This window comes from Streptomyces zaomyceticus (assembly GCF_014656215.1).
GTDB classification, from domain to species: domain Bacteria; phylum Actinomycetota; class Actinomycetes; order Streptomycetales; family Streptomycetaceae; genus Streptomyces; species Streptomyces zaomyceticus.
Window position 1 is genome coordinate 242,266 of record NZ_BNBZ01000008.1, and the last position, 17,901, is coordinate 260,166.

At 71.7% G+C, this 17,901-nt stretch carries 14 protein-coding genes; 6 read left to right on the plus strand and 8 right to left on the minus strand.

Going from position 1 to position 17,901, the window contains the following annotated elements; genetic code table 11:
- Nucleotides 1-11: 11 nt before the first annotated feature.
- Together IE311_RS14045 and IE311_RS14050 are read right to left on the minus strand one after the other, a co-directional pair.
- Nucleotides 12-2,066: a flotillin family protein gene (locus tag IE311_RS14045; protein ID WP_229901907.1), complete on the minus strand. Its 2,055-nt coding sequence runs from the start codon at nt 2,064-2,066 to the stop codon at nt 12-14.
- Nucleotides 2,067-2,248: 182 nt separating this feature from the next.
- Nucleotides 2,249-2,473, minus strand: a complete 225-nt coding sequence (locus IE311_RS14050) for a hypothetical protein (RefSeq protein ID WP_189831978.1) — start codon at nt 2,471-2,473, stop codon at nt 2,249-2,251.
- A gap of 227 nt (nt 2,474-2,700) precedes the next feature.
- On the opposite strand from IE311_RS14050, the gene IE311_RS14055 reads away from it, so the two are divergent.
- The gene (locus IE311_RS14055; RefSeq protein ID WP_373313849.1) at nt 2,701-3,777 is read left to right on the plus strand and encodes a PucR family transcriptional regulator; all 1,077 of its coding nucleotides are present in this window, start codon (nt 2,701-2,703) and stop codon (nt 3,775-3,777) included.
- A 5-nt stretch (nt 3,778-3,782) separates the two neighbouring features.
- Here the strand turns inward: IE311_RS14055 and IE311_RS14060 are convergent, their stop codons facing one another.
- The 3 genes from IE311_RS14060 to IE311_RS14070 all read right to left on the minus strand — a co-directional run bounded on the left by IE311_RS14060 (nt 3,783) and on the right by IE311_RS14070 (nt 7,128).
- Nucleotides 3,783-4,397 (minus strand): DUF998 domain-containing protein, encoded by a 615-nt coding sequence (locus IE311_RS14060; RefSeq protein WP_189831980.1) that lies wholly within the window; start codon nt 4,395-4,397, stop codon nt 3,783-3,785.
- Between the two features lie 130 nt (nt 4,398-4,527).
- Nucleotides 4,528-6,573, minus strand: a complete 2,046-nt coding sequence (locus IE311_RS14065; protein ID WP_189831981.1) for a serine hydrolase domain-containing protein — start codon at nt 6,571-6,573, stop codon at nt 4,528-4,530.
- A 162-nt stretch (nt 6,574-6,735) separates the two neighbouring features.
- Complete coding sequence (locus IE311_RS14070; protein ID WP_189831982.1) at nt 6,736-7,128, minus strand: hypothetical protein; 393 nt, start codon at nt 7,126-7,128, stop codon at nt 6,736-6,738.
- A gap of 183 nt (nt 7,129-7,311) precedes the next feature.
- Here IE311_RS14070 and IE311_RS14075 point away from each other — a divergent pair, with 183 nt between their 5' ends.
- Complete coding sequence (locus IE311_RS14075; protein ID WP_189831983.1) at nt 7,312-7,785, plus strand: GNAT family N-acetyltransferase; 474 nt, start codon at nt 7,312-7,314, stop codon at nt 7,783-7,785.
- A 34-nt stretch (nt 7,786-7,819) separates the two neighbouring features.
- The gene (locus IE311_RS14080) at nt 7,820-9,778 is read left to right on the plus strand and encodes a sensor histidine kinase (RefSeq protein WP_189831984.1); all 1,959 of its coding nucleotides are present in this window, start codon (nt 7,820-7,822) and stop codon (nt 9,776-9,778) included.
- Nucleotides 9,779-9,785: 7 nt separating this feature from the next.
- Here IE311_RS14080 and IE311_RS14085 read toward each other — a convergent pair whose 3' ends face one another.
- Complete coding sequence (locus tag IE311_RS14085) at nt 9,786-10,394, minus strand: response regulator transcription factor (protein ID WP_189831985.1); 609 nt, start codon at nt 10,392-10,394, stop codon at nt 9,786-9,788.
- 284 nt (nt 10,395-10,678) lie between these two features.
- Between IE311_RS14085 and IE311_RS14090 the strand changes: the two genes are divergently transcribed.
- A complete protein-coding gene (locus IE311_RS14090; protein ID WP_189831986.1) occupies nt 10,679-11,296 on the plus strand; it encodes an RNA polymerase sigma factor in 618 nt (205 codons plus the stop codon).
- A 3-nt stretch (nt 11,297-11,299) separates the two neighbouring features.
- Nucleotides 11,300-11,653, plus strand: a complete 354-nt coding sequence (locus IE311_RS14095; RefSeq protein WP_229901908.1) for a hypothetical protein — start codon at nt 11,300-11,302, stop codon at nt 11,651-11,653.
- Between the two features lie 84 nt (nt 11,654-11,737).
- On the opposite strand, the gene IE311_RS14100 is transcribed toward IE311_RS14095, so the two are convergent.
- Both IE311_RS14100 and IE311_RS14105 read right to left on the minus strand, forming a co-directional pair.
- Nucleotides 11,738-13,456 carry a hypothetical protein gene (locus tag IE311_RS14100; protein ID WP_189831987.1) on the minus strand — a complete coding sequence of 573 codons (1,719 nt, stop codon included), beginning with the start codon at nt 13,454-13,456 and terminating at the stop codon, nt 11,738-11,740.
- A gap of 143 nt (nt 13,457-13,599) precedes the next feature.
- A complete protein-coding gene (locus IE311_RS14105) occupies nt 13,600-14,073 on the minus strand; it encodes a hypothetical protein (protein ID WP_189831988.1) in 474 nt (157 codons plus the stop codon).
- A 506-nt stretch (nt 14,074-14,579) separates the two neighbouring features.
- Between IE311_RS14105 and IE311_RS14110 the strand changes: the two genes are divergently transcribed.
- Nucleotides 14,580-17,879: a S8 family peptidase gene (locus IE311_RS14110; protein WP_189832021.1), complete on the plus strand. Its 3,300-nt coding sequence runs from the start codon at nt 14,580-14,582 to the stop codon at nt 17,877-17,879.
- Nucleotides 17,880-17,901 lie beyond the last annotated feature (22 nt).

The following is a 17,901-nucleotide window of genomic DNA, read 5'->3' on the forward strand; positions in this document are numbered from 1 at the left end:
GCTCTCGACGGTCAGCTCTTGATCGCGCCGTTGAGGGCGGCGGTGTGGCCCGCCCCGGCGCCGGTACCGCCCGCCTCCACGCCCGCGCTGCCCGCCCGGCCGGCCTGTCCCGCGTCGAGCACACCCGACCTCATGACCTTCGCCAGCAGCGCGGAGACGCTGAGGTTCTGTACATCGGCGCTGGACAGCGAGCCCAGGACCTTCGTGAGGTCCTCGGTGAAGGAACCCTCGCCGTCCAGCCAGGGGCCCGCGAGGGCCTGAGCGGTCCGGGAGTGGTCCATGAAGCCGTCGACGGACTTGCCGAGGGCGATCGACTGGACGAGACGGTCGAGGAAGACGGACTCGCCGCCGACGATGTTGATGTCGGCGTGCTCCAGACCGGTGGCCAGGACGGTCGCCTGGGCCTCGGCGACCTGCCGCTGCACCTCCAGACCGGCGAGCCGGATGTCCTTCTCCGCCTCCAGCCGGAGCCGGTACTCCTCGTGGGCACGGGAGGCCTCGTCGAGCGCGGCCATCGCCGCCGCCTTCTCGGTCAGACCGGCGGCCTCCGCCTTCAGCTTCTCGCCGATCGCGGCCGCCTCCGCGAGGGCCTGCTCGCGGTTGCCGACGGCCTCGGCACGCATCCGCGCCTCGGTCGCCCCGGCCTCCGCACGGCCCGTCTTCTCGATGGCGTCGGCCTCCTTCTCCCGGACCTGCACCGCCGCGAGCCCCTCGGCCGCCGCCTGCGCCTGCACGCCCTCGGCGAGGCGGATCTTGGCACGGGCCTCCATGTCGGCGGCCCTGTTGCGGGCCTCGGCCAGGGTGAGCTCCTCGGCGGCCCGGTGCACCGCGGCCTGCTCCGCCGCCTCCGCCGCCTTGATGTCCTTGACGAGCCTCTCCTGTGCCTCCGCCTCGGCCGCGATCACGATCGCCTGCCGGGTGCGCTCGGCCTCCTCGACCGTACGGAGCCGCTTGATGGACTCCTCCTGCTCGGCGACCGTACGGTCCACCGCGATCCGCTCGCGGATCACCTCCGCGATGTCCCGGCGCTCCGACTCCACCTCCTTCTCCGCCGAGATACGGGTCAGCTCCGTCTCCCGGTCGCGGGCGATGACCTCCAGGAGACGGTCCTTCTCGATCCGCTCGTTCTCGACGGCGATGACCCGCTCACGGTTCTTCTGCGCGACGGCGACCTCGCGGGCCTGGTTCTCCCGCTGGATGCCGAGCTGCTCCTCGGTCCTGAGGAACGCGCTCTGCGCCCGCAACCGCTCCTCCTCCACCACCCGGGCCGTCTCGGCCTCCTCGCGGGCGCGGACCGTGTCGATCTCCCGCTTCTGCTTGATCTCCGCGTCCGCCTGACGCCGTTCCAGCTCGAGGATGGCCTCGCGGGCGTCGACGTTCTGGCGGGTGATCTCCTTCTGCTCGTGCTGGCGGAACTCGTTCGTACGGACGTTCTCGACGGCGGTCAGTTCGGTGATCTTGCGGATGCCCTGGGCGTCGAGGATGTTGCCGGGGTCGAGCTGGGTGAGCGGGGTCTGCTCCAGGTAGTCGATCGCCGCGTCCTCCAGGCTGTAGCCGTTGAGGTCGATGCCGATGATCTCGATGATCCTGAAGCGCAGTTCCTCCCGCTTGGTGTAGAGGTCGGTGAAGTCGAGCTGCTTGCCGACCGTCTTGAGCGCCTCGGAGAACTTGGCGTTGAACAGCTCCTGCAGGGTGGCCTTGTCACTCGCCCGCTCGGTGCCGATGGCCTGGGCGACCTTGATGACGTCGTCCACGGTCTTGTTGACCCGGACGAAGAACGAGATCCGGATGTCGGCACGGATGTTGTCCCGGCAGATCAGCCCGTCGCGTCCGGTGCGGGAGATCTCGATGGTCTTCACCGAGATGTCCATCACCTCGGCCTTGTGCAGGACAGGCAGCACGATCTGTCCGGTGAAGGTCACGTCGACCTTCCGCATCTTGGAGACGATCAGGGCCTTGCCCTGCTCCACCTTCCGGAACAGCCGGGTGACCACGAAGAGGAGAGCGACGGTGACGATCAGGACGACGGCGACGAACACGCCGATGCCCGCGGTCAGGAAATCCATGAGAGAACCCCGTGTCGATGGAGGCGGTCGATGGAGGAGAGGGGAAGCGGAGAAGGAAGGGGAAAGGTGCCTGGCTCGCGCGGCATGAAGGCACGGACCGGCGACAGCCGGAGCGAGAGGAGAGGATCCTTCGCGGCGGGCGGCGCCTCGTGGGGGAGCGCCCGGAGGAACCGGTGGCCCGACTACGCGGACGCGGTCACGTGGCGTGGACCGGGAGGCACTGCCGGCAGCGCCCGTTCATCGGGGACCAGCTTGGCGAGCAGCGGCACGAGGGAGAAGGCGAGGAGCGGGCCGCCGGGGTCGACCGGACCCCTCGGGCCCATCTGAGCAACCCGGCGGACCGGTTCGGCCCGACCGGCCCGGCCGAGGGCGGGGAAACCGAGGGAAGGGCCGAGAAGCTCTCGCATGGCTCGCTCCCCCCGTCTCCCCACGATTTCCGACTACCGGCATCGGGGCCGCGCCCACGTCCTGCCGTCACACCATTCTCCGCCATGGATGCGGCTTCGGTCATTGCCGTGATCCAGCAGTCCTTAACGCCTTCTTGATGCCGGTGCCGAGCACTCGCGAGCCGCGTGGGACGCTGGGGACGCACGTCAGGAACTCGTCACGACGTGCCGGAGGACGGGGAGGGGCCGTGACGGAGCAGGGCGCGGCGGAACGGAATGCCGCAGCGGACCATCTGGAGGGATACGCGGAGATCCTGACGGGCGTGAGCGCGACCGGCCGCAGGCTCACCCGTGAGGAGCGGGACGCGCTGCGGTCCCGCGGGGAACGGGCGGCGGAGGCCGGCATCGGGCTGCGCGCCCTCGTCCGGGCTCATCTCTCGGCCGCTCAGCGCGTCCTCCCCGATCTGTCGCCCGGTGCCGCCGGGCATCTCCTGAGCGCCGTCGAGCAGGCCGTCGACGTCTTCGCCGAAGGCCACGAGCGGGCACAGCGCCTGGCCATCCGTCAGCAGGAGGCGGCACGGCGGGAGTTCATCGACGACCTGCTGCTCGGTCGCAGCGACCTCGGCCGGACAGCCGAGCGGGCCGAACGCTTCGGGCTGCTCCTCTCCCATGCCCACGCGGTGGCCGTCGCCCAGGGGCGGGAGCCGTACAGCGACGGTTACGAGGTCACCCGTACCGTCGAGTCCTCGCTCGTCGCCCGGTTCGGCAACCGCCGCATCCTCCTCACCACCAAGGACGGCCGGCTGATCTGCGTCGCGCCCGCCGACGAACCCGACGTGCTCGCCCACTTCGCCAAGCAGGCGTACGCCGCGACCGACGGCGGCCAGGTCGCCGTCGGCAGACCCCATCCGGGCCCGGGCGGGGTCGTCCACTCGTACGAGGAAGCCCTCAACGCCCTCGACCTCGCAGCCCGCATGGACCTGGACGACCCGGTCCTGTACGCCGCCGACCTCCTGGTCTACCCCGTCCTGACCCGGGACCGGCAGGCCATGGCCGACCTCGTACGCACCGTACTCGGTCCCCTCCAGGAAGCGCGGGGCGGCGCCCGCCCCCTGCTGGAGACCCTCGCCGCCTACTTCGACACCGGTTGCGTCAGCGCACAGGCGGCGCGCCGACTGAGCCTGAGCGTGCGCGCCATGACGTACCGCCTCGCCCGCATCCACCGTCTCACCGGCTCGGACCCCACCGACCCCGTCCAGCGGTACGCCCTCCAGACGGCCGTGATCGGCGCCCGGCTCCTCGACTGGCCCGACCAGCCGCTGTGAGCCGGTCATCGCTTCGGCGGCGGTCTCTCGCCGTCGGCGTGGCGGAGGCAGGAGGCGACGACCACCAGGGGCCATACCGACTGGACGCAGGTCACGAGCCGTTCGACGACCCCGGCGACGCCGGCGGAGCCCGGCCGGTTCATCTCGACGAGGAACCAGAGTGCGCCGAGGCCCATCAGAAGGGTCGCGAGGACGGAGGGCGCCAGCCGTAGTCCCCACGGCACGGCGCCACCGCGTTCGGCGGCCAGTACCGGCCAGACGGCGAGCAGGGCGAAGCCGACCGCGGCGACCGCCCCGTGGTTCAGCGACCCCCCGCTCCTCGGCACCGGGACCACCGCCACCACCAGCGCCGCCACACCACCGCCGGCGAGCGCCACCCGCCCGGCGGGCGCGGCGGGTCGCAGCCACCAGGCGGTGAGCAGGTGACAGACGCCCAGGGCGAGGAACGCTCCGGTCATGACCCAGGACCCCGCGGCCCCGTAGGCCGCGAGGACGCTGATCGTCTGCGTGACGGGATCGTAGCCGGGACCCTCGAGGAGCGCCGCGATGGTCCAGCCTCCGATCAACAGGGCGGGAGCAGACCCCGAGGACAGCAGGGCCCACCTGGGAACGGATCGCATCGGTCCACGGTAGGACGGCGGATTCCCTCCCCCTCGCGTACACGGCCGACCGGCCGAAACGTTCACTCGGAGGTCGACGCCGGCCCGAGGGACCTGCCCGTCAGGCTGTCCTTTCCGGCTGCCCCGTCGGTCAGGTGAACGGAAGCCAGACCAGGTGGTAGTGGAGCAGCATGCCCGTCGTCGCGACCGCGGCCGTCGCCGTGACGGCGAAGAGAAGGCGACCCGTGACGGTCCACCATCCACGGAGCCACGCGGCGACCGCGCCCGCCACGACGGCGAGGGTCAGGCAGAGCAGGGCCGTGCCCAGGGCCGTGACCGCGGACAGGAGGGGCGAGCCCAGAGGGACCATCTCCATCATCGCGTTGCCGTCCGCGACGACCGCCGCGAGCGCGGCCGCGAACGCGACCGAGGTCAGGCCGGCCGCCGCGCCCGCCGCACGGGTGGCCCTGGCCGCGGGCGGGTGCGGGGTCCGGCCGCGGGAGCGCCGCAGCAGGGCGACGGCCGGAAGGACGAGCGCGCCCGGGGCGAGCGCACCCATGCCGAGACCGAGCAGTCCCAGATGAAGGGCGGGTGACTGACGCCACGCCAGTCTTTCGTACGCCGTCGACGGTGTTGCCGAGGAGACCAGCACGCCGTCTTCGGTGAAGGCGAGCGTCGCCTGCTGTCCGCCGCGTTCCCGGAAGAGGCCGTTGCCGAGCGCGATCCAGCGCTGCCCGGGCCGGTCCGGGTCGGGCGAGAGACCGCTCGTGCGCAGTCCGCGTTCTCCGTCCTTCTCGACGGTGACACCGGCGACCAGGCCCTCGACCGACATGAGACCGGTGCGGCTGACACGGGCCGGGCGGTACGTACCGGTGTACGAGTCGAGGGCGGGGTCGGCGGAGGGTCCGGGGTCCGGGGCGGTGGAGTCCTCGTCGGCGGCGGTCGGGTTCCCCGCCGCCGGGCGCTCCGGCACCAGGGCGTCCACGATGCGGTTGATCAGGTCCTTGGCGTCCCAGGCGGCGCGGCCGTCCGTACCGTCACCGTTGAAGACGACGAACACCCCCACGTCCCGGCCGGGCACGAGGAGCAGATGGGAGTGGAAGCCGGGGATGTCGCCGTCCTTGAACCAGCCGGTCCGCCCGCCGCGCCGCCACTCCTCGAAGCCGTAGCCGACCCCGGGCAGCCGGGGGTCCTGCCGGTGGTGCGCCTGCCGCATGAGGCGGTTCGCCGGAGTGTCGTCCGCGAGCTGGTCGGTCATCCAGCGCCCCATGTCGGCGGCGGTGGCGACGGCCCCCGGCCCGGTCGGACTCCAGGCACCGTACTGCCCCTTGTCCTCGGTCCAGCCGGACGGACCGCCGGGCCGGTAACCGCGGGCGAGGCGGGCGGCGATCGGGCCCGGCTGCGGCTGCGCGAACGTGGAGCCCGTCATGCCCAGCGGCTTGAGGATGTGCTCGTCGACGTAGGCGGGAAAGGCCTGGCCGGAGACGTCGGCGACGAGCTGACCGGCCAGCGCATAGGCGTAGTTGTCGTAGGCGGCGACCGTCCCCGGGGCTCGGATCCTGGGCGGCCGACGCGTCACGAGGCTCTCGGCGAGCGGTTCGACATCCTCCGCACGGGCCCTGTTGCGGCCGACGAGGTCGCTGTCGAAACCGGCGGTGTGCGTGAGGAGCCGGTCCAGGGTGACGGGGCGCCCGGGGTAGGTGTCGGGCACGGTGACCGCGCGGAGGTAGTCGTTGACGTCCGCCTCCGGGTCGACCTTGCCCTCGACGACGAGCCGGGAGGCGGCCTGCGCGGTGAACAGCTTGGCGAGCGACCCGAGGAAGAAGGCCGTACGGCCCGGATCGACCGGGGTCCCGTTGGTGACGTCGGCGACGCCGTACCCCTTGGAGAGGACCGTCCGGCCGCCGGAGACGACGGTGACCGCCGCACCGGGGATGCGGTCGTTCGCGAGGTGGTCGGCGACGGCTCGGTCGACGAGGGAGGCGAGGGCTCCGCTCCGGGCGCCGCGAGCCCCGCCGGGGGCGCGGGCCTCGATGCGGGCCGGAGCGGCCGGGTGAGGGGAGGAGTGAAGGGCCGTGCGGGCGGAGGCGGGCACGGCCGCGTGAGCCGTGGCGGGGAAGACCGGTGCGGCGGATCCGATCGTCGTCATGATCGTGGCGGCCGTCGTGGCAAGGACTCGTATCGGCGTCGTACGCATGTGTCGACGATCTCGTCCGGGCCCGGGGCGGCGGCAGTGCGGGACGCATCGAGCCCTGTGTATTTCACATGGGTCGGGCGGGCGTGGCGCACCGGGAAGGGAGCCTCCCGATCCAGGCGATCGGAAGCGGGGCGCTCCGACACGGAAGCCGCGAACGTCGGCTCACGTGGAGAGGTGACGTCTGACGAAGGGTGCCGTGCCCAGGACGAGTACGGCGAAGGCGACCAACCGCTGGAGGCCGGGCTGATCGGCGATGCCGCTGCCCTGGATGCCGTAGATCGCGTACCAGTTGGCGATGAGGTCGGTCGCCAGGACGACGCAGGCGAGATCCGCGCCTCGACGTCTTCGTCTGATCAGAAGCACCGCCGCGAGCGGGTCGAGGAGAGCCAGCGAGGACCAGTAGAGGTTGAGCCACCTCGGAGCCCAGTCGTAGGCCTGAAGGCCGTGGTGAAGAAGGTCGGTGACATGCGTGACGGTGCCGACCAGCAGGCCTGCTGCGACAGCGCACACCACGATCACCACCCAGAGTGGGGTGCGGTGCGTCGAAGTGGTCACACACCGATCGTCGCAGCCGCGGGTGTCTCCCCGTCAGGCAGCCGGTCGGGAGACCGGGAGCCGGTGGGCACGAGACCTCGTCCACCGCCACCACGCCACCGTCTCGTCGCGGCGATCGGCCCATGACCGGGCCCGAAGGGAATTCGTTTCACCCGGCAGTGGCACAACCGGGACACTCACCCCGTGACCACAGACTGCACCGTGCGCCCGGCCCGGCCCGAAGACGCGCGCCGCCTGGCCGAGCTGCGCTGGATCTTCAAGGAAGAGGACCACGAAGGGCAGGCACCGGCCTCGGCCCGGTCCCCGGAAGAGGCGGAGCGGTGGATCCGTGACCGGCTCGACGGCGGCCACTGGCCGGCCTGGGTCGCGGAGACCGGGGACGGCATCTGCGCCCATGTGTTCCTCTGCCTGGTCGAGAGGCTGCCCGAGCCGTACGGCGACAACCTCCCGACCGGCTACGTGACGAACTTCTTCGTCACACCGCCCCGACGGAACAGGGGAACCGGGTCGGCGCTCCTCGAAGCGCTGACACTGCACGCACGCGGCGCCGGGTTCGAATCCCTGATCGTCTGGCCGTCGGATCGCAGCGGCCCCCTCTACCGACGCTCCGGGTTCCAGCCGTCGGAGGAGCTGCTGGAGCTCCCGCTCGACACCTGATGAGCCCCTTCCGAGGGCCCTCTACTGTGACCTCATGAACGGGTGGGGGAAGGCATGTCCGCGCAGGTCGGCACGGGAGTTCGGGGAGGACGGCTCCTCCGACGGATCCGACGGCGGCCCGGCCCCCTCGATCGTCTCCGTGGTCCTCGTCGTCGTCATTCTCGGGTTCTCCTTCGAACCCGGAGTCCTCCTCCCCCGCCCCGCCGCCGTGCCGATGCTGTTGCTCCAGATCGTCACCTGCCTGCCCGCGACGCGGCGGCTGCGCGGAGCCTGGACCCTGGCCGCGCAGACTCTGCTCGCCCCCTGGTCCGGCCTGCCCGGATTCCTCGGGGCATCCGTGCTGCTGATCGTCGAACAGCGCGTCCGATGGGCCCTGTTCGCGGTCGTCGTGCTCGCCGGCGGGCTGCTCGCACCGGGCGACGGCGGTCTCCACTCCGTCCTCAACGGCATGGGCAACGCCTTCGCCCACGGGCTGATCATCTACGCGCTGACGCGGCTCACCGACCTCTACACCGAACTCCGTACCACCCGGCACGCACTGGCGCGGGCCCGGGTCGTGGCCGAGCGCGAGCACGCCGGGCGGATGCTCGAAGCGGCACTGGGAACAGCCCTTGCGGAGGTCATCCGGTTGGCCGGGCAGGGCACCCGGGCGGCACCGGAGTTGACGGCGGTGGCGCGTGCCGCGGCGGAGCGGGTGCGGGCAGCGCCGCCCCCGCCGTCGGCCGATGTGGCGGACGTTCCCGCGCGGGCCCTGACGCCCCGGCCGGCCTGGCCCATCGTCGTCGCCACCCACCTCGAGTACCTCGTCGTGGGTGCGGCCTTCCTGCTGGACGACGGGGTCACGGGCGTACGGTTCGGCGTGTACGCGGCCGCGTTGGCGACGGTCGTCGGGCTGCAGGCGTACCACTCCCTTCCCCGCGCGCCGGGAGTGCGTCCCCGGTTCGCGGCGTGGACGCTGGGGGCACAACTCACGCTCGCCCTCGGCGTACTGGCGGCTCCGGACGGCCCGTACCCCCAACTGGTGGGGTTCGCCGCGGCATCGGTGCTGATCGTCCTGCCGGGGCGCGTCGCCTGGCCGGCGGCGGCCGCGCTCACCGCCCTCGTCGCGGTCACGGCTCTGGTGCGGACGGACGGTCCCGGAGCCCGGGGCACCGTGCCGCTGGTCCTGGACGTCGTGGTCATCGCCGTGGTCTTCTACGGCCTGGCGCTGCTCACCGCCCTCGTCCATCAGGTGCGGGAGGCCCGCGGAGCACTGGCCGCGCTCGCCGTGGCGCGCGAGCGTCGGCGTATCGCCCGGGACGTGCACGATCTGCTGGGCTACGGGCTGTCGGGGATCGCGCTGAAGGGTGAGCTGGCGGTCCGTGACCCGGACCCGGAACGCGCCGCCGGCCATCTCGCGGACGCCGCGGCCCTGGCCGGCCGGGCGCTGGCGGATCTCCGGGACATACCCGGGGACGGCACGCGGCTGGACCTCCGCGAGGAAGTGGACTCCGCGGACGAGGTGCTGGGCGCCGCGGGTGTCAGGCTGCGGGTCCATGGCGAGCTGGATTCGCGCGACGGGGCGGAGGCGCTGTTCGCCACGGTGTTGCGGGAGGCGGTGACGAACGTCCTGCGGCATGCCCCGGGAGCACGGTGGTGCGAGGTGAGGTTCGGCTCCGGCACGCTCCGGGTGACGAACGACGGACGGGCGCCCGGCTTTCCCGCGCGGGAGGAGAGCACCACCGGGGGTGGTGGCAACGGGCTGCGGAATCTGCGGGAGCGGGTGGAGGCGGTCGGAGGGGTACTGGAGGCCGCGCCGGCCGCCGACGGCCCGAGGGACGGCAGCGGCCGGGGCCGCGGCTACATCCTCACGATCCGACTGGCCTCCGCGTCCGCATTCCGTCCCGCGCCGGCCGCGGCGCCCGTCTCCGCTCCCGGATCGGCGGCCGATTCCGCGCCCGACTCCGCGTCCGCGTCCGCGTCCACGTCCTCACGCGTCACCGCCACGGAATGACGCCCTGTCACCCCAGCCACCCCTGTTCCCGGGCGATCCGCACCGCGTCCAGCCGGTTGCGGGCGTCGAGCTTGGTGACGGCGGCGCCGAGGTAGTTCCGTACGGTTCCCTGGGTGAGGTGCAGTTCACGCGCGATGTGGCCGAGCTCCGCACCGGTCGCGGCCAGTCGCAGCACATCGGTCTCCCGAGGGGTGAGCGGACTCTCCTCGGCGGTGAGCGCCGCGACGGCCAGGGCGGGGTCGATGACGTGCTCCCCGGCCGCCACCCGGCGGATCGCGGCGGCGAGCCGGTCCGACGGGGCGCTCTTGAGCATGAACCCGCCGACCCGCGCGGCGAGCGCGGACCGCAGTGCCTCGGGGCGGCTCAGCCCGGTGAGGATCATGACCCGGCAATCGGGAAGCGCGACGGAGAGGTCGCGGGCGGCCGACAGACCGTCCGCACCGGGCATCTCCAGGTCGAGGACGGCGACGGTGGGCCGGTGGGCCAGGGCGGCGGAAACGACCGCGTCCCCCCGGTCGACTTCGGCGACGACCTCCATGTCCGCCTCCAGGCCCAGCAGGGCGGCCAGCGCCCCACGGATCATGTGCATGTCCTCGGCCAGCAGAATACGGATCACGGTCACCTCCCCCAAGATCGTAACGGCCGCGCCGCGGGCCCCCCGAGGTGCGGGAGAAACTTCGGCGGGAGGCGAATCCTCTCCGCCCCGCCCCGTCTCTCATCCGTGTACCGGCCGAACGGGCCGGCGGAACCGGGAGGAACACCCATGATGATCACTGGCCTCGTCGTGATCGGAGTCCTGCTCGTGGGGGCGTGCAGCTGGCACCTGCTGCGTCGCTACAAGAGCCGGGTCTGACCGACGCCCCCGCGGGGAGCAGGGCGTCTTCAGGAAATGAGGAATACATGAAGCAGCGATTCTCCTGGCCCGACGAGCGGTTGATCAAAGCCGCTCAGAACGGCGACATCGCGTCGCTCACCACCGTCGTCATGGAATCGCAGCCCCATGTGCGCAGGTTCGCCCTGTCGCTGTGCGCCACGCCGCAGGACGCGGAGGACGCGGCGCAGGAGGCGCTGATCATCCTGTACCGGAAGATCGGCACCCTGCGGGCGACCGGCGCGCTGGCCTCCTGGATGTTCCGGATCGTGCGCAACGAATGCCTCCGGCACGTACGGCTGCTCATCTCGCGGCGCGAGGAGGTGTCGGTCGAGCCGGAGGCGAGCGCCACGGAGCGGTCCGCCGAGGACGCGGTGCTGCACAGGCTGGAGGTGGAGCGGATCGCGGCCGCGGTCGGTGCCCTTCCCCCTGAGCAGCGACAGGTCCTGATCATGCGGGACGTTCAGGACCTGCCCGGAAGGGCCGTCGCCCATTCGCTCGGTCTGAGCAACGCGGCGATGAAGTCCCGGCTGCACAGGGCACGCGCGGCCCTGCGCCGCTCTCTGGCGGCGACCGACCAGGGTCCGGGCCTCGCGCCCGGCCAGGAGGCCGGACGAGCCGTCGAGCAACGAGTCGGAGGGGAATGAGTCATGACCACGAACACCACAGTCGGCGCCCGGGACGCGCAGAGCGCGAAGCACGGGGCCGCCACCCGGTCCGGGGAGCCCGGCAGGGACTTCGCCAGCAAGTCCGTCCCGCGCCACCTGGCGCGCGGCGCCGTCGGGTTCGGGCTGATCATCGGGTCGATCGCCCTGGTGCCGGTCGCGGGCCCGGCCACCCTGCTCGCGGCCCCACTGGCCCTGATCGCCTTCCGCGGCTGCCCCACCTGCTGGATGGTCGGCCTGGCGCAGACGATCTCCCGCGGCCGCCTGGAACGCCAGTGCGTGGACGGCGTCTGCGTCATCACCAGAACGCAGCCGCCGACACAGCCCTCGAACCGGTAATCCGGTTCGGGGCCGAGGGAGGAACGTTCAGGGGCACGGCAAGGCGGGGCAGGCTGCACAGAGCAGTGTGACGTGGTTGCGGTCCTAGTCGACACCGCGAGTCGAGGCCTCGGCTCCGGTCGGAATCGCGGAGGTCGTACCCCTACCCTCGCTCCTGTCGGCCACCTCGACGGATGTGTGGTGGCGCCGTCGCAACTCATCCCGTTCGGCGTCCGGGATCGCCATCGACTCGGCCAGCACGCCGGCCAGCGCGTCCACCCGAGCGGCGTCGATCCCGGTCTGGAACACCCATCGGATGTTCTCGTCACGCGTGATGAGGTCGATCGTCAGGCGCTCGCCCCTGTCCTGTGCGGTCGCGGCCCGGACGTATCGGACCTGGTCGATCGGAATGTCCTGACGGATCTCGCCCTGCTCGAGGAACGCGTTCGCCCTCGCCGTGATGACGCGACGATCGGTGACGGCGACCAGTGTCTTCGCCGCCGTCTTGTCTCTCGCCGCCGCCAATTTCTCCTTCGCTCCGCTGAGGATCGAGGAAATCGGGCCGAGGGCGTCGAGCTGATCGGGGAAGCCGAGGACACGGAGGGTCTCGCCGTCCTCGATAAACCATCGCAGGATGCGGAGATACGGATCGAGATCCAGCGATTCGGGCGCGCAGACGGCGTCCGGGACGTCGAGCGGCGGGGCCGGCGGTTGGAGCGCGTCGGCGAGCGGCTCGATCGCCTCCAGCAGACGGGCGGAGGTCTGGCGTGCGGCGATCGCGTCCCTCCGCTTGCCCGGCAGAGCGAGCGTGTCGCGTCCGGGGAGTTCGGCGATGAGGCGCAGCTCCCTCGTCAGCGAGTGGACGAGGCTCCCCGTCTCGGCGAGAGCGGAGTCGAGCTCCTCGCGGGTGTCGCGCACGATGACGTCGACGAGCCGGGCCTCGTCGGCGCATTCACGTCCGGCGTCTCTCGCCCGCGCGGCACGGAGCGCCTGGTACCCGGTCCACGCCCTCACGGAGGACAGGAGGGCGTGAGCGTCGAAGAGGATCGCCTCGGCGTTCGTCTCCAGATAGTCGCGGCGAGCATGCGGGTCGGCCGGCCGGATCTGCCCGATGTGGTCTCTGACGTTCCGTCGGTATAGATCGAGTTGCTTGTCCAACAGCGCTTCGCTGCCCGCGACGGTGTCCCACAGGGACGTCGGGACCGATCCGACCTCTCGTGCCTGGTCGACGACCCTGTCGACGGCGGCGATCAGCCCCTTGAACTCGGACCACTGCCCGCGGCGGACAGTCGTGAGTACCTGGCTCGTCAGCGCGATGTTGGTTCTGACGAGACCGGTGATCTCACTCAGCTGCATCTGGAGGGCGACCATGGCCAGCGCCGGCCCGATCGCGGCCACGGTCTGCGCCGTGCTCACGGCGGACACGGGGATGAGGCGAGCCTGAGCGAAGCCACTGGTCGTGAGCACCGTTCCGAGGTTCGCGCCGTCCTTGACGGCGAGCGTTCCGCCGGCTTTCAGGAGGGCCTGTGTCGCGTCGCTGAGCCTGTAGAGCCCCTGCGCGCCTGCGAACGCGCTTCCGAGGTTGCCGGCCACGGTCGCCGTATTGCCGATCGAGGCGACGACCGTGGAGATCTGCTCCCGGTCGGCTGCCGACACGAGCCCGAAATCGACGAGATCGAGCTCAAGTTCAGCCGGTACCTCACCGAAGACGACAGCAACTCCCGGGAGCACTTCCGCCAGGACCGTCGAGGGCGTCGACGCCGTCGGTGCCGACAATGCCGTCGTTGCCGTTGTCGAGTCCGAAGGTTCCGAAGGGTCCTGCATGTGATCGCCTCCCCGCGGGAGCGCGCCGTGGCCGGACGTCGTCGGGGCCCCTGCCGAAGTCTACGGCGCGACAGCCCTCCACTTGCGGGTTCCGATACCTGAGGGCGCAGGACGACGCCCGACGGCCCGACAGTCCGCTGTTCTCACGCGGGTGCGTCCGGTCGCGGTTCCCGCAGGTCGGTGGGCCAGGGGATCTCCTGCAGGACGTCCTCGGGGGTCGGTGCCGCGTCCGGGTACTGGCGGCCGAACTCCGCCAGTACCGCGTCGTCGTCGGTGCAGAGGTCCCAGCTCGTGCTGTCGAACTCCCTCAGCACCACCCTCAGTTCATCGCCTTCGTAGCCGGCGAAGTCCCCGTCGATGAACTGCCGGTCCGGGGCGACCCGTGCGAGCAGTTGCAGGGTGCCGATTCCGGCACCGGCGGAGGCTTTCTCGACCTCGCTGGTGGGGATGTCGTGGATCTGCACCTTCCAGGTGAGGCCGAGCCCGAACCCGCCGAGGCGCACCAGGAGTTCCGCAAGGGTGACGTAGTGCCGTGCGGCGGCCCCGCCCTGCCGGGGAGGGACGTCGCGCCAGGCCGCGAACGTGATCGATCGGAATGCGGCAGGGGACCTGCTCATCGGTGCGGGCTCCGTTTCCTTGCGGCGAACCGGGAACGAACGTCCCCGGCGTGGGACTCCGCCCCCACTCTTCCCCACGCCCCGGACGGTGCTTCCTCCGGATGCGGATTACGGCCAATGGGAACGACACCCTCCGATCACGACGGCGGCCATCGCCGCATCACGTGCGGGGACTGCGATCCGGCGGGGTCGAGGTGAGTCCGTGTCGCGCAAGCATCGAGCGGCGGTCACACGGTCGTCACATGGCCGTCGTGGTCCCATCAAACTCCGCGACGTCCGGGTGGCTTGAAACCATGCGGATCAACCGTCCGCGCCCGTACCGGCGTTGATCACGTCCTCCCGGCCTCACATACTGCGCTGACCGGAGACGGGGTGCCGTTTCGCCCCCGGCCGGAATCGACCATTCGACCTCATCCCAAACTCCTGGGGGAGTCTTGCGCGCACAGGTGCACAGAGCACGCGCCTTCACCATCGCGGCGGCCACATCGGTGGCGCTGGTGGCAGGCATGACCGGTCCCACGACGGCGATCGCCGTGAACGCGACGACCGCGGCGGACATCACGAGCACGGGCGGCAACCAGCGGATCCCGCTCGTCACGGGCGACCGTGTGGTGGTGAACGCCAAGGGCCGCATGGTGGCCTTCGAGGCCGCCGAGGGCCGTGAGCACATACCCGTACAGATACAGCGCCTGAAGGGCCGCACCCTGGTGGTGCCCGGCGACGCGCAGCGCCTGATCTCCGCGGGCAAGCTGGACGAGCGGCTGTTCGACCTCGAGGTGCTCACCGACGCGCGGCTGCGCAAGAGCCATCGGGACGGGCTCAAGCTGATCGTGCAGTACGAAGCGGGTGCCGGCGCCGCGCGGGCCGAGGTCCGCACGGCCGGTGACACCCAGCCGCGGCGCACCTTCCCGACCATCGACGCCGACGCCATCCGTACGTCCCCGGACGACGTGGCCCGGGTGTGGGAGGCGCTGACCGACCGCCGGGCGAGCGGGGCGCGTGCCACCGCCTCCGGCATCGCCAAGGTGTGGCTGGACGGGGTGCGCTCGGCGCGTCTGGACGGCAGCGTCCGTCAGATCGGCGCCGACAAGGCGTGGGAGTCCGGCTACGACGGCACGGGCGTCAAGATCGCCGTCCTCGACACCGGTGTCGACAGGACCCACGACGACCTGAAGCCCCAGGTGGTCGGCGAGAAGAACTTCTCCGCCTCCCCCGACGCCGTGGACCGTGTCGGACACGGCACCCATGTCGCGTCGATCGCCGTGGGTACCGGCGCGAAGTCCGGCGGCCGGTACAAGGGCGTCGCCCCCGGCGCCAAGGTGATCAGCGGCAAGGTCCTCGACGACGAGGGCTTCGGCGACGACTCCGCCGTCATCGCGGGCATGGAGTGGGCCGCCGCGGAGGGCGCGGACGTGGTCAACCTCAGCCTCGGCGGTCCGGACAGCCCCGGCGTCGACCCGCTGGAGGCCACGGTCGACAGGCTGTCCGCGGAGAAGGGCATCCTGTTCGCCGTCGCGGCGGGCAACGACGGCGAGTACGGCGCCGAGACGGTGGGCTCGCCGGGCAGTGCGGACGCCGCGCTGACCGTGGGCGCCGTCGACAAGGACGACAGGCTGGCGCCGTTCTCCAGCACCGGCCCGCGGGCCGGCGACGGCGCCGTCAAGCCGGACCTGACCGCGCCGGGCGTCGCCATCACCGCGGCCGCCGCTCCCGGCAGCGCCATCGACACGGACCCCGGTACCCCGCATCCCGCACCGGGGTACCTGCAGATCGACGGCACCTCCATGGCCACCCCGCATGTCGCGGGCGCGGCGGCGATCCTGAAGCAGCTGCACCCGGACTGGAAGTCCGCGGAGCTCAAGGGCGCGCTGACCGGGTCCACCAAGGACGTCGGCCTCACCGCGTTCCAGCAGGGCTCGGGCCGTGTCCAGGTCGACAAGGCGCTGGCCCAGAGCGTCGTCGCCGAACCGGTGTCGCTGAACTTCGGCATGGCGCAGTGGCCCCACGCCGACGACCGGCCCGTCACCCGGAAGGTCGCGTACCGCAACCTCGGCACCCGTGACGTCACCCTCGACCTGTCGGTGTCGACGGTGGACGCGAAGGGCAAGCCGGCCGCGGCCGGGTTCTTCACCCTCGGCGCCTCCGAGGTGACCGTGCCCGCCGGTGGGAGGGCCGAGGTCGACCTCGTCGCGAACACCGCCGTCGGCGACGTCGACGGCACCTTCTCCGGCTATGTCACCGCCACCGGCGCGGGCCAGTCCGTCCGTACGGCCGCGGTGGTCGTCCGTGAGGTGGAGTCCTACGACGTCACGCTGCGGACCCTCGGCCGTGACGGCGCCGACGCCCAGAGCTTCTCCAGCACGCTGACCGGTGTCGGCGGCCCCGCCGCGGGCTTCGGGACCCGTATCGACAACGAGCCGGGCGCCCGCACGGTCCGGGTGCCCAAGGGCTCCTACACCTACAACACGGCCGTCTACGAGGACCCGTCGGACTTCACGAAGGGCACCGACTGGATCGCCCAGCCGAAGCTGGAGATCACGGGAGACACGACGCTCACCGCCGACGCGCGGACCACCAGGCCGGTGGACCTCACCGTGCCCGGTCTCGACCGGGCGGACTACGGCGGCACGTACTACGAGGTCGCCACCGAGGCCGGCCGGGTCGGCAACGGCTGGGTCCTCCGGGGCTTCACCGGCTTCCGTACCGCTCACCTCGGTCCGGCCGTGACCGACGGCTCCCTCCTGCAGACCTGGGACGCGCACTTCGTCAAGGACGCCACCACCCAGTACTCGGTGGCCTTCGGCGGCGGGACGAACCGGGTCACGACCGGCTACACCAAGCACGTGAAGGCGAACGAGCTGGCCACGCTCAAGGTCGGGCTCGGCGCCTCCGCCCCCGGGAAGTCCGCGCTCGTCTCCCCGTACCCCCGTATTCCGGGCGCGCCGGAGGGCAACGGGTACTCCGACCCGCAGGCGGCGCCGGGCACCCGTACCTTCCTTGTCTCCACCGGTGACAAGGTCGAGTGGCTCACCCGGTTCAACCAGCTGGGCGATCCCGACCAGTGGGGCTACCCGGCCTTCGAGGGAGGCTACGAGATGCTCCGGCCGAAGCGTTACGAGGCCGGCAGGACGTACAAGGAGTCGTTCAACGCGGGTGTCTTCGGTCCGCTCCTGGGCGAGAGGACGGGCGTGTTCCGCACCGCTCCCGACCCGGTGACGGGCGTGCAGCAGCTCGTCGGCTCCGTGCCGCTCTTCGCCGACGGTCAGGGCAACACGGGGTTCACGCCGGGCACCACGGCCACGACGACGCTGTACCGCGACGGTGTCGAGGTCGGCGTGAACGACGACCCGCTGACCGGCTCGAAGCCGTTCGCGGTCGACGGCACCGACGCCGAGTACCGGCTGGTGACCTCCGCGGAACGCCCCGCGAAGGCCGCCGCGGCCTCCACCCGCGTCGAGACCGGCTTCACCTTCCGCTCCCGGCAGGTCGCGGCCACCACGGCGCTTCCGGTGTCCACGGTCCGCTTCGCGGCCCCCGTCGACCTCGCCTCGCGCGCCCCGGCTCTCGCGCCGGTCGTGGTCCCGGTGACCGTGCAGGGCTCGGCGGCCGGGAGCAACCTCAAGTCGCTGAAGGTGTCGGTGAGTTACGACAACGGTGGCACCTGGAAGCCGGTGAAGGTCGTGAACGGCCGGATCTCCGTGAAGAGCCCCGCGAAGGACAGCGGGATCTCGCTCTCCGCCGTGGTCACGGACAAGCAGGGCAACACGTCGACGCTGACCGTCCACAACGCGTGGATCGGCAAGTGACGCCGCGATAGCCGGTCCCACC

Excerpts from the sequence above, each read along its gene's own strand:
- IE311_RS14065 (WP_189831981.1), bottom strand. The coding sequence starts at position 6,573 with ATGCGTACGACGCCGATACGAGTCCTTGCCACGACGGCCGCCACGATC.
- IE311_RS14100 (WP_189831987.1), bottom strand. The coding sequence starts at position 13,456 with ATGCAGGACCCTTCGGAACCTTCGGACTCGACAACGGCAACGACGGCA.
- IE311_RS14095 (WP_229901908.1), top strand. The coding sequence starts at position 11,300 with ATGACCACGAACACCACAGTCGGCGCCCGGGACGCGCAGAGCGCGAAG.
- IE311_RS14090 (WP_189831986.1), top strand. The coding sequence starts at position 10,679 with ATGAAGCAGCGATTCTCCTGGCCCGACGAGCGGTTGATCAAAGCCGCT.
- IE311_RS14105 (WP_189831988.1), bottom strand. The coding sequence starts at position 14,073 with ATGAGCAGGTCCCCTGCCGCATTCCGATCGATCACGTTCGCGGCCTGG.
- IE311_RS14045 (WP_229901907.1), bottom strand. The coding sequence starts at position 2,066 with ATGGATTTCCTGACCGCGGGCATCGGCGTGTTCGTCGCCGTCGTCCTG.
- IE311_RS14060 (WP_189831980.1), bottom strand. The coding sequence starts at position 4,397 with ATGCGATCCGTTCCCAGGTGGGCCCTGCTGTCCTCGGGGTCTGCTCCC.
- IE311_RS14080 (WP_189831984.1), top strand. The coding sequence starts at position 7,820 with ATGAACGGGTGGGGGAAGGCATGTCCGCGCAGGTCGGCACGGGAGTTC.
- IE311_RS14110 (WP_189832021.1), top strand. The coding sequence starts at position 14,580 with ATGACCGGTCCCACGACGGCGATCGCCGTGAACGCGACGACCGCGGCG.
- IE311_RS14050 (WP_189831978.1), bottom strand. The coding sequence starts at position 2,473 with ATGCGAGAGCTTCTCGGCCCTTCCCTCGGTTTCCCCGCCCTCGGCCGG.